This is a genomic window from Acidisoma sp. S159 (genome assembly GCF_009766125.1).
Lineage (GTDB): Bacteria > Pseudomonadota > Alphaproteobacteria > Acetobacterales > Acetobacteraceae > Acidisoma.
Window position 1 is genome coordinate 206231 of sequence record NZ_LMUG01000059.1, and the last position, 9155, is coordinate 215385.

At 56.8% G+C, this 9155-nt stretch carries 11 protein-coding genes; 3 read left to right on the forward strand and 8 right to left on the reverse strand.

Annotated features, from left to right (window positions below; translation table 11 throughout):
- The 3 genes from GSQ92_RS30340 to GSQ92_RS17740 all read left to right on the forward strand — a co-directional run.
- A partial coding sequence (locus GSQ92_RS30340) for a hypothetical protein (protein ID WP_216856867.1) occupies positions 1 to 184 on the forward strand: 184 nt, incomplete at its 5' end.
- Between the two features lie 60 nt (positions 185 to 244).
- Positions 245 to 712, forward strand: a complete 468-nt coding sequence (locus GSQ92_RS17735; RefSeq protein WP_159013791.1) for a hypothetical protein — start codon at positions 245 to 247, stop codon at positions 710 to 712.
- 227 nt (positions 713 to 939) lie between these two features.
- Complete coding sequence (locus GSQ92_RS17740) at positions 940 to 1290, forward strand: hypothetical protein (protein ID WP_159013792.1); 351 nt, start codon at positions 940 to 942, stop codon at positions 1288 to 1290.
- 16 nt (positions 1291 to 1306) lie between these two features.
- Here GSQ92_RS17740 and GSQ92_RS17745 read toward each other — a convergent pair whose 3' ends face one another.
- The 8 genes from GSQ92_RS17745 to groL all read right to left on the reverse strand — a co-directional run.
- Positions 1307 to 1528 (reverse strand): hypothetical protein, encoded by a 222-nt coding sequence (locus GSQ92_RS17745; protein ID WP_159013793.1) that lies wholly within the window; start codon positions 1526 to 1528, stop codon positions 1307 to 1309.
- A 434-nt stretch (positions 1529 to 1962) separates the two neighbouring features.
- Positions 1963 to 2523, reverse strand: a complete 561-nt coding sequence (locus GSQ92_RS17750; RefSeq protein ID WP_159013794.1) for a DUF6680 family protein — start codon at positions 2521 to 2523, stop codon at positions 1963 to 1965.
- 172 nt (positions 2524 to 2695) lie between these two features.
- Positions 2696 to 2953 (reverse strand): hypothetical protein, encoded by a 258-nt coding sequence (locus GSQ92_RS17755; protein WP_216856868.1) that lies wholly within the window; start codon positions 2951 to 2953, stop codon positions 2696 to 2698.
- 44 nt (positions 2954 to 2997) lie between these two features.
- Complete coding sequence (locus GSQ92_RS17760; protein ID WP_159013796.1) at positions 2998 to 3621, reverse strand: ATP-binding protein; 624 nt, start codon at positions 3619 to 3621, stop codon at positions 2998 to 3000.
- Between the two features lie 70 nt (positions 3622 to 3691).
- Positions 3692 to 4027 (reverse strand): hypothetical protein, encoded by a 336-nt coding sequence (locus GSQ92_RS17765; RefSeq protein WP_159013797.1) that lies wholly within the window; start codon positions 4025 to 4027, stop codon positions 3692 to 3694.
- Positions 4028 to 5149: 1122 nt separating this feature from the next.
- Positions 5150 to 5956, reverse strand: a complete 807-nt coding sequence (locus tag GSQ92_RS17775) for a DUF3800 domain-containing protein (RefSeq protein ID WP_159013799.1) — start codon at positions 5954 to 5956, stop codon at positions 5150 to 5152.
- 353 nt (positions 5957 to 6309) lie between these two features.
- Positions 6310 to 6744 carry a hypothetical protein gene (locus GSQ92_RS17780; protein WP_159013800.1) on the reverse strand — a complete coding sequence of 145 codons (435 nt, stop codon included), beginning with the start codon at positions 6742 to 6744 and terminating at the stop codon, positions 6310 to 6312.
- Positions 6745 to 7792: 1048 nt separating this feature from the next.
- Positions 7793 to 9155 (reverse strand): chaperonin GroEL (groL, locus tag GSQ92_RS17785; protein WP_159013910.1); only part of this gene is annotated, 1363 nt, incomplete at its 5' end.

Consider the following 9155-nt stretch of genomic DNA (forward strand, 5'->3'; position numbering starts at 1 on the left):
GGATGAGCTGTTGTCGTTTACCTGGAATCGGCTGGTCAGTATTGAGCGAGCCGAGTTCAAGCGTACCGGCACAATCCTCCCACGTGAGCACGTGAGGAATTACGCGCCCTCGCAATTAATGAGAAAAACGAGACCGATCTTAAATTTCTTTCTCGCCTACCATCACCCGCCGTCATCGACCTAGCCGAGTGCTTAGACGATGCGTTGGCTATGAAGCTCGAAGGACACAGGCTCGGAAGGCGAGGTGCATTTCCCAAGTTTGCAGAGAGCCGGATCAGGAAGGCTGGCTTCCTTTGTTCACCACGTCACGACGTGGATCACCCCTGCCCTTGCGGTGCTCCCGCAGCTTGGTGCGGTTGATCTGCAAGGCGATGATCTACCACGCGGCGATTTACAATCGGCTCGCATTCGCCGCGACGACACGCACTGGATTATCGACGCTCGCTTTGAGACCTTGGTCCGAAAGCCGTTCGTGCGCAAACCCAAGGTGACGGAGATCGAAGTCGAAGAACGGCCTGAGCCTGAGGTCATCACGCCATCGGCAAAGGCTCTGTTCGCTAGCTTGTCGCGTAGGTTCCAAGTGCAGGAGCATCGATATGCCGAGCTGCTCAATCTTCGAATTCCGCCCGACAGCGGCGCGAGCTGCTTCGATGCCGACGCCAGATTGATCGCATCAGAATTAGAGACCGCGCCGCGTCGTCAGGCCGCATAGTAGCCTCACATCGTAGGCTTGCTAAGCAGAGCTGAGGCTGCCCCCCTGCCCCGGCATCCAATCCGCGTGCGCAAATTTGGCGATTACCAAGGCCCTGGCCGTTTTCGGCTAGGGTAGGTGCGGCGAGAACGATACTCGCCTAGAATCGCTTCTTTTCGGCCTTTACGCGGCTATCGGATAAAGGCCGGAAGGTGCAACAATTGGCGCACCAAGGGAGACGTAAGGGGATGGGACTTTTTGGTCGAAAGAAGCCACCGGAACGCGCGCCGAACATCTTGGTTTATTGCGCGGTGCACATTGACGAAAATGGGCATCTCAGGTCAAGGCCCATAGGGCTAATGCAGCGCCTCTCAGATGAGAGTGAGGCCGCCTTTCATAGCAGGCGTGAGCCTGCCACCGGCAATTTCGTCGGCGGTGAGATAAAGGGTGTTACAGTCATGACGGTGCTGGAGGGGTCCAAGGTTGCGGCAGTCAACGTGCTCACAGCCGAGGACGCATTAAATCTGCCCGGCTTCCAGGCACTGTCGGCCGAGTTCCTTGAGCAAACCGATAAAGTGTGCACGCATTTTCCTCGGTAAGGCTGTTAGGAGGCATTCAGGCCTTCGGCTTCGGCATGCAGGCCGCGATCTCGCTAATCGAGAGGCCGTATTGGCTCCCCAGCACTGAAGGCAACTCTTCAATGGTGTAGCCTTTGTTATCTTCGCCGCCATCCGGCCCCTGCATAAAGGGCTCGCCCGGCCCTTGCTCGACATTGCGCCGCATGATGGCGAAACGGCCGTCAGCTACGGCTTCCACGAAGACGGCCCATCTAGCCACCCTGTTTTCTCCTGCTTATTATCCTTGCCATTAAAACTCGACGCATTGTGAGTATGTACTGGCGGGATTTCAGGATGTTGTCTTCCCAAACTTTCAGCTGTTCCCCTGGATAGCGCTTCGCAATTATCTCGGGCACTGATGAGGGAGGGCGACGGTCAAATCTTGCTTCCACGTGATCCCGCAGGAAGTCACACACGGCTTGTTCAAAAGGCGACAGACGATCGACCGGCGGCGGACTAGGAATCGGTATGTAGGGTTCGTTCCACGCCCGCGTTCTCCTCGGGCTGATAACCTTATGCCCGCCCGGGTAGGTTCCTCGCTTCGACATCACGGCCCGTGTTAAATCTCAATCTAGATCAAATTCTTGTACTACAGTGCACTATCTGCTGGTCGTTGTCTCCTGTTATCGATCGAGTAAATCAGGTCAGGCTAACTCATTTGACGACTTTCGGGCCAGCATAGGTGCCGCCGCTGGGGGTGATGCCGCCCTCAATGGCTACTCTCAGCGCTTTCTCGCCCGAGAGGATTTGCTTGACACCCTCCTGAATAACTCGCTGCCCTGACAGCATGAGGTTTAGGTTCTGTTGGATTTCGGCTTGTATCACCTCGGCATTAACATGCCCTTGAGGCAGATAGATCACGCGTTGAAGCATGACCTTGTCAAAGCCAAACTTAAGGCTGCTACTCATGGCGAACATGAGATCGACAAATTTGTCGTTCCTTCGAGAAGTCGGATTCTCGGTCGAGAGCAATTCATAATACTCACGCCAAACATCGGTAACGCTCTTGTCGTTCCGAAAAACTATGTCGATCGTATTGAGCGCCTTCACATGATCGACGGCCAGTTTAGTGGCTCGGGTGATCATCAGCGTTGAAAATACGGTGACCTTTTGGGCGCGGACCTCGCGATAGCCCTCCACCCATTTTTGGGCCTGCACGGCCAGCACCGGCCCCACGATCGTCGCGCATATGATGAGCCAGTCTGAAATTGTCATCGCCTGTCCGCCTAATGGTTCTCTTTACGGAACTTTATCGAGCCGCACCCATGTGGTCGATTCTTTCGATTAGATGGCGTGGATGATGGAGAGGTTGAGATTGCGGGGATTGCTGGGAAGGGTTTGTAGAAAGCTCATCGCTCGTTGTAGATTTATCCAGGCGAGGCGAAGGCTAGTTTTCCGTGAACGGGATGCTGCCGAGCTTGCGCAGATAGGCGACGAATTCGGCAGGCACGCCGAGGAGCCTGATGGGCTCAAAATCTGAGTAGGTCGGAATTTCACCCGGGGTGTAGACGGGTGGTCCCTCTGCCCAGTTCGTGATCGTTCCACCTAATTGGCCTGGCTGTCTCGGAAGCTCGCTTGCCCATTGGCGCTGCGCCTCCATGACCTGGCTCTTTAGCTCTCGGGCAAACTGAATATTCGGCATCATGCTCTCATGTGTTAACAAATTTGTGATAACTTGAGTTATCGATATCAAGAATCCATAAAATCTTGCACGCTTAAATTCATACGTGTGAGGGCTTCGACAGCCAGCGTCCGGCAAGGCGCTGCGAATTCGGACACGAGCTGCGGGTAGAGCTCATGGTCACAGATGTCGGCTAGCTTAGGGATGGCCGGCACCAGAGGCATCCGCCGATCGTGGGGGATAGCGTTCAGCAGCCTCGCAGCCCTCTCTTTGGTGCCGGGATGGGTCGGCCAGCGATTGGGCACCGCATAGGCCTGGGGGAAGCGCTCAAGGTCCATGAGGGCCAGGCCGACATCCTGGCGCGAGGCTGTGAACGGAATCAGGATCAGGTCAGCTAGATCGGCTGCAGCCGCATCAGCACCGGGTCGACGAGCAGCGCCATCGATGATGACGACAAGCTTCTCATGGTCGAAGGCCTTTTCCAGCACGGCCTGAAGGCTTGCACCGCTGCGGTCGTCTACAGACAGGTAGCGGCGGCTGCCTTGCTTGGGGACCTCGCTATCCGCCTCGGTTGTGACGACGAGCGCTGAGATCGGAGTATGCAGCGATCCGAGACCATGACCGATGGCATGGGCAAGGGTGGTTTTGCCGCTGCCGCCCTTGCGGCCGATCAGGATGATGGTTTTCGCCATCTACTAGGCCGACGCCGTGCGACGTGCGTTCGGTAAAAAACCTATAATTGCGCCGGAATTAGTCGGGGCTTTAGTTGCTAGTGTCACGGGCAGCGGCGAGCGTTTTTAAGATGATCGTTTGAACCGTCACCGGACGCCGGCGTTCTCTCGTTTCCTTCACCATCCGGTCAGTCAGCCAATCGTGCAGGCTGCTCGGCACCCGGACGAGCAAAGGCACAGTCTTTTCAGCACTGGGAGGACGACCCGGCATCTTCGAAGAAGATTTCGATGCTTCCGCAACCCTATCAACACTGCCAGCCGTCAGGGGCTTCGCAACGGCCGTTTTAGCCGGCGAGCTCTCGGCATTCGAGTTATCGATTTCCTGGCCTAGCGCGGCCAGCATGTTGATATGCTTTTTTACTGCCATGCACTCACGCTAACATACACGCGCAATTTTTCAATCCTTAAATCGCGTGTATTTTTGATATCAAGATCGTACGATAAATTGCTGGTGGCCGTGACTTCCCGTGTGTATGGTGGACCACCAAGCCTACCAGGGCTTGGGTCATTTTAGCCCGCGACACACCTTATTTAGTACTAGGCCCCAAAGTACTAGGCCCCACACAGCGGCAATTAGCGCCGCATCGCACCCTGCATGCCTCCCCATCGCCAATCCCTTCATATGAACCGCAAAGCGGCCAACAACTTTCTGGCTGCGTTCCGTTTTGCAGCGCAGACAGGGCAGCCCCTGAACCTGTTTGTGACCCTGAACATGTCCCACACGGTCTGCACACCTAGTTTAGCCAGTGCCGCTTTTGAGCGCCTCCGCGACAACCATTTTACGCGCTGGCTCCGCTACCGAGATCAGCTCGCGCGGAAAAGCGGGAGGCCCGGCCTGGGCCCGCCGACCTATGCATGGGTCATCGAGGTCAAGGATGGCTACACTCACATCCATTGGTGCGTGCACGTCCGCACGTCCCACCCAGCCTGAAAAAGCTCTTCTGCAGTAAGCTGACGCCCTGGCTGGAAAAGGTCACCGGCGGCATCGACAAGCCGCATGGCGCAATCGATGTTCAGCGCATCCCCGTTCCACGCGGCTTAGCCAAATACCTCATGAAGGGGATGGAGCCTCACCATGCTCAGACGCGGGGCATCGATCCCAAAGACATGGGGATCGTCTTCGGTAAGCGATGCGGCGTCAGCGAGAGCCTCGGGCTGACCGCTCGGCGTCGCGATGCTCATAGGCTAGCTGCCTAGTGCGTTCAGGGGCTGCCCTGTCTGCGCTGCAAAACGGAACGCGGCCATCAGTATATGTGATCAAAAATGCATGATATCCCAACATCTTTCCTGAAAATAGAGGCCATGCCCGAACTGATCGCTATTTAACGTCAAGCCAGTAGTTTTTGATTACATATAATCTTGAATGCATTAACATAGTTGAATAATTCACGAATCTGGTGCATATATGTCCTCAGGACCAAATGAGGTCGGGCGTTGTCGTATGACGGCGGGACACAAGGCTCGGGCAACCCCCGGGCCTTTTGTTTATCTAGAGCCCTTCGAAGCAGTAGTATTTCACCCCTAAATTCTCCTCCCCGGCCGCTAGTGAGGCGTCAATGATCCGGCATGCGGCCTCGATATCGCGATAAGGCCGGTAAGTCGGATCGTAGCGACCCTTAACCAGCGGATACAAAAGAAGGTCAGCGACCTGCCCCATCGGCAGTGACTTATTGAAAAAACTTGGGCTTTTTAATAAAGCCTCGGCAAAGGTGGCGGCTGAGAGAGGGGCATACTTACCGGAGGTTGCTGGGTTGAAGACCATCCCCTCAGCCCTTAGGTTTCGGTGATATTCGCGGATATCAGCGTCTTCCTTTTTTCCCGTCTCTTCAACATAGACGGCTAGTTTTCGGCCATCTCTGACTGCGATTTTGGCCGCCCTCTCCACCAGAATTGCATAGGCGCTCTTGCAGAGTCGCCAGCGCTCGTGGACGGCATAATGCGAATACCGAGCTCTATAGCCAGGCCGATGGACCACGCAGGCCGTCGCGTGCCCGCGCATGGAGCAAAGGAATGCGCTGAGCTCCGTCATAAGCCTTTCGGCGCGCGCACTATCGGTTCCTAGCCAAGCCCAAGACTTAGTTTTGCTCCGCATTTTCGAGGAGTGGAAAGGTGCAGTGATGTCAAACTTCGCGCGGATAACTTCGAGAGCAGCTGTAGCGCTATCTACATCTTCCGCCTTGATGAGAAGGCCGCCCATCGCGAAATAATCCATCCCATCTTGTCGAGGTGTCGACGGATGATCGATGAGACGCGGGCCACTATCATCAACGAAAAGGTGGTAGGAGGGGGTGCTCACGAAAATCAGTTGTTTTAAATACGGAAAGAGACTTTAGGCGCTTCCTAGCTACGGCCGCTAGCCCTTCATGCTCATCTTGGACCTCTCTCGGCGTACGGCCGCCTTTGGCGTGGCCAATCGGTTCCCAATCCGTCACTCATCCGTCAGTGATCCTCTCCGACTGGCCGGAGTGCTTCATCGAGCTGCGATGCCCTGGCTGCCGGCGGAAGACCATGGCGCCGACCAAGCTGCTGATGCGCGAGCACAGTGATATGCGGGTACTGGAGGCCACGAGCCTGATTGGGCGATCAAGCTCGTGCCGGACCCGATGCCGCCGCAGCGGCGTTAGGACGGCCTACCGCGTTGCAGGAGTATTAAAAATACTCCCTGCAATAAACGAGAAAGGCATCCAGTATTAAGTGAGAGCTTAGTTTAGCTTCCTCGATTGTCGAGATGTTGTCGACACGGATCTTAAGGGCCTCTGGGAAAGCCCTCAAGCTTCCATATTTAACACTACAAGTATTATGGCCATCCCTCTGCTCTATGAGAATGTCCTCGACATAAAAGGTACTTGTGTCTACGCCATCAAGTTTTCTGAATGTTTCGTTCCTCAGTTTGGTGATCGCATTTTCAATAGAATCGACTCCATTATATGTGCCAGATGATACAATTACCGTGTCTTCATACTGAACATGCACTGAGGCGGTGGCCTTTGTCAGTTTTTCAACATACGCGTCATGTTGCATATCGCATTTCTTATCTAATTTTGCGGTGAACTTTATTTCCGGAGCCTGCTTCAGAACTGGCATGCTTATCTCTTTCAAATCGTATGGTTAAAATACGGCTTCGAAATGAAGCAGACCTTAGTCGAAGAGTCGATGAAGAAGATGAGGCTGTGCGCTGAGGACCGCGCCCGAATGCCTAGCCTCCCGGGATGATCTCCTCTGGCGTTCATGCTCATCTAGACATCGAATCCTACCGATGAGTTTTGACGATTATCAGGGGCTTGTCGCCTTCAGCTAGGCGAGGCGCGGCCAACCGCTCGCGCCGTGTACGGCCCCTTTTCGGCCATAGCGCGCCGCTTCATCTCGAAAGCCTCTCTTACCCTCGCGAGGGCGGCTTGCGCGGCGTTTACAGCTGCGCCGGTCGGGCGGCTTTCATGGCGCGGTCTGCGTGATGGAGGGGCTGAATTAAACTTACTCTGGGGTCCGCGGGCCAAATGATTGTTAGTGGGCTGGGCCAGCGGCCGCCGCAGCTTCATGCCGTCTGCCACGGGCGTTTTAGGAGTTGTCAGCCAGTACCGATTTGACCCGTCACTAGATTGGCCGGCCGATCCTTATCAAATGCCATCAGGTGGCGGCCTCGCGCTGACCCCGGACAGAAGAGAGACATTGGCGACGGGATCACGCTTTGAGGGAATTGACACACGGGGGCCCGTTACAGAAGAGCGAGTAATAAGGTCAAGGGCTCTCCTAGTAGCGTGTATGCTCCTATCTTGAGTACTTGGAGACGGTAAAGTCTCTCACGGCGAGGCTGCAAACCGGGAAACCCAAGCAGCACCCCTAGCTGGTGCAGCTGGAGGTCCGGCCCCCTTCTCAGGGGAGCAACGGGAGTTCCGCCGCCGCCATCACCGCGAAGGGGAGAGCCCAAATTGCTGTATGTGTTGTTAGCGCGGATGAACTCAGGGGTGCCCCATTCTTGTGCAACAGGCTCTCTCGCGTCTTACGTGGGCGCCCGACGGCCATGGGGAGAAGAACGATTAGGAGAGATCTGACATCGAGGCAAAGTCTGACGCCGCGTTAGAGGGTGGATAGTCGGGGGCGGCTCGCCCCCGACTTAGCGGGTCAGTAAGAGCTGTCAGAAATCCATCCCGCCCATCCCGCCCATGCCGCCACCCATTCCGCCCATTCCGCCTCCACCCATGCCGCCACCTCCGGCGGCCGGCTTCTCGGGCCGGTCAGCTACCATCGCCTCGGTCGTGATCATCAGCGACGCGATCGATGCTGCATGCTGCAAGGCCGAGCGCACGACCTTGGTCGGGTCGATGATGCCAGCGACAACCAAGTCCTTGTAGTCGCCGACCTGCGCATCGAAGCCGAAGTTGTACGTGGCATTCTCCAGCACCTTGCCGGAAATCACCGCGCCGTCCTCACCGGCATTCTCGCTGATCTGACGCATCGGCGACTGGAGGGCCTTGCGGACCACCTCGATGCCAAAGCGCTGATCGTCGTTGTCGCCCTTGAGGTCCTTCAGCACGAGCGAGGCGCGTGCCAGAGCGACGCCGCCGCCCGGAACAATCCCTTCCTCGACCGCGGCGCGCGTCGCGTGCAGCGCGTCGTCAACGCGGTCCTTGCGTTCTTTCACCTCGACCTCGGTCGAGCCGCCGACGCGGATCACGGCGACGCCGCCGGCGAGCTTCGCGAGACGTTCCTGCAGCTTCTCCTTGTCGTAGTCCGAGGTGGTCTCCTCGATCTGCGCACGAATCTGGGTGCAGCGGCCCTTGATGTCCTCGGTCTTGCCGACGCCCTCGATGATCGTGGTCGTCTCCTTCTCGATCAACACCCTCTTGGCACGACCGAGCATATCCAGCGTGACAGTCTCGAGCTTGATGCCGAGATCTTCGCTGATGACGGTGCCACCGGTGAGGATCGCGAGATCCTCCAGCATCGCCTTGCGCCGATCGCCAAAGCCCGGAGCCTTCACGGCCGCGACCTTCAATCCGCCGCGCAACTTGTTGACGACGAGGGTGGCGAGAGCCTCACCCTCGACATCCTCGGCGATGATCAGCAGCGGACGGGCCGACTGCACGATAGCCTCGAGCAACGGAAGGAGCGCCTGCAGGCTGGAGAGCTTCTTTTCGTGGATGAGGATGTACGGGTCGTCGAGCTGCGCCGTCATCTTCTCGGCATTGGTGATGAAATACGGGCTCATGTAGCCGCGGTCGAACTGCATGCCCTCGACGACGTCGAGTTCGGTCTGGATGCCCTTGGCTTCCTCGACGGTGATGACACCCTCGTTGCCGACTTTCTGCATCGCTTCCGCGATCATGCGGCCGATCTCGTCTTCACCATTGGCGCTGATCGTGCCGACCTGGGCGATTTCGGCCTCGGTCGTGATTTTCTTGGTGCGCTTGGCGAGCTCTTCGACGACGGCGACAACCGCCTTGTCGATGCCGCGCTTGAGGTCCATCGGGTTCATACCGGCGGAAACGGCCTTGCCG

What these genes read in the sequence shown, in the direction of transcription:
- GSQ92_RS17740 (WP_159013792.1), top strand. Translation starts at nt 940, where the DNA reads ATGGGACTTTTTGGTCGAAAGAAGCCACCGGAACGCGCGCCGAACATC.
- GSQ92_RS17750 (WP_159013794.1), bottom strand. Translation starts at nt 2,523, where the DNA reads ATGACAATTTCAGACTGGCTCATCATATGCGCGACGATCGTGGGGCCG.
- GSQ92_RS17755 (WP_216856868.1), bottom strand. Translation starts at nt 2,953, where the DNA reads ATGATGCCGAATATTCAGTTTGCCCGAGAGCTAAAGAGCCAGGTCATG.
- GSQ92_RS17760 (WP_159013796.1), bottom strand. Translation starts at nt 3,621, where the DNA reads ATGGCGAAAACCATCATCCTGATCGGCCGCAAGGGCGGCAGCGGCAAA.
- GSQ92_RS17765 (WP_159013797.1), bottom strand. Translation starts at nt 4,027, where the DNA reads ATGGCAGTAAAAAAGCATATCAACATGCTGGCCGCGCTAGGCCAGGAA.
- GSQ92_RS17780 (WP_159013800.1), bottom strand. Translation starts at nt 6,744, where the DNA reads ATGCCAGTTCTGAAGCAGGCTCCGGAAATAAAGTTCACCGCAAAATTA.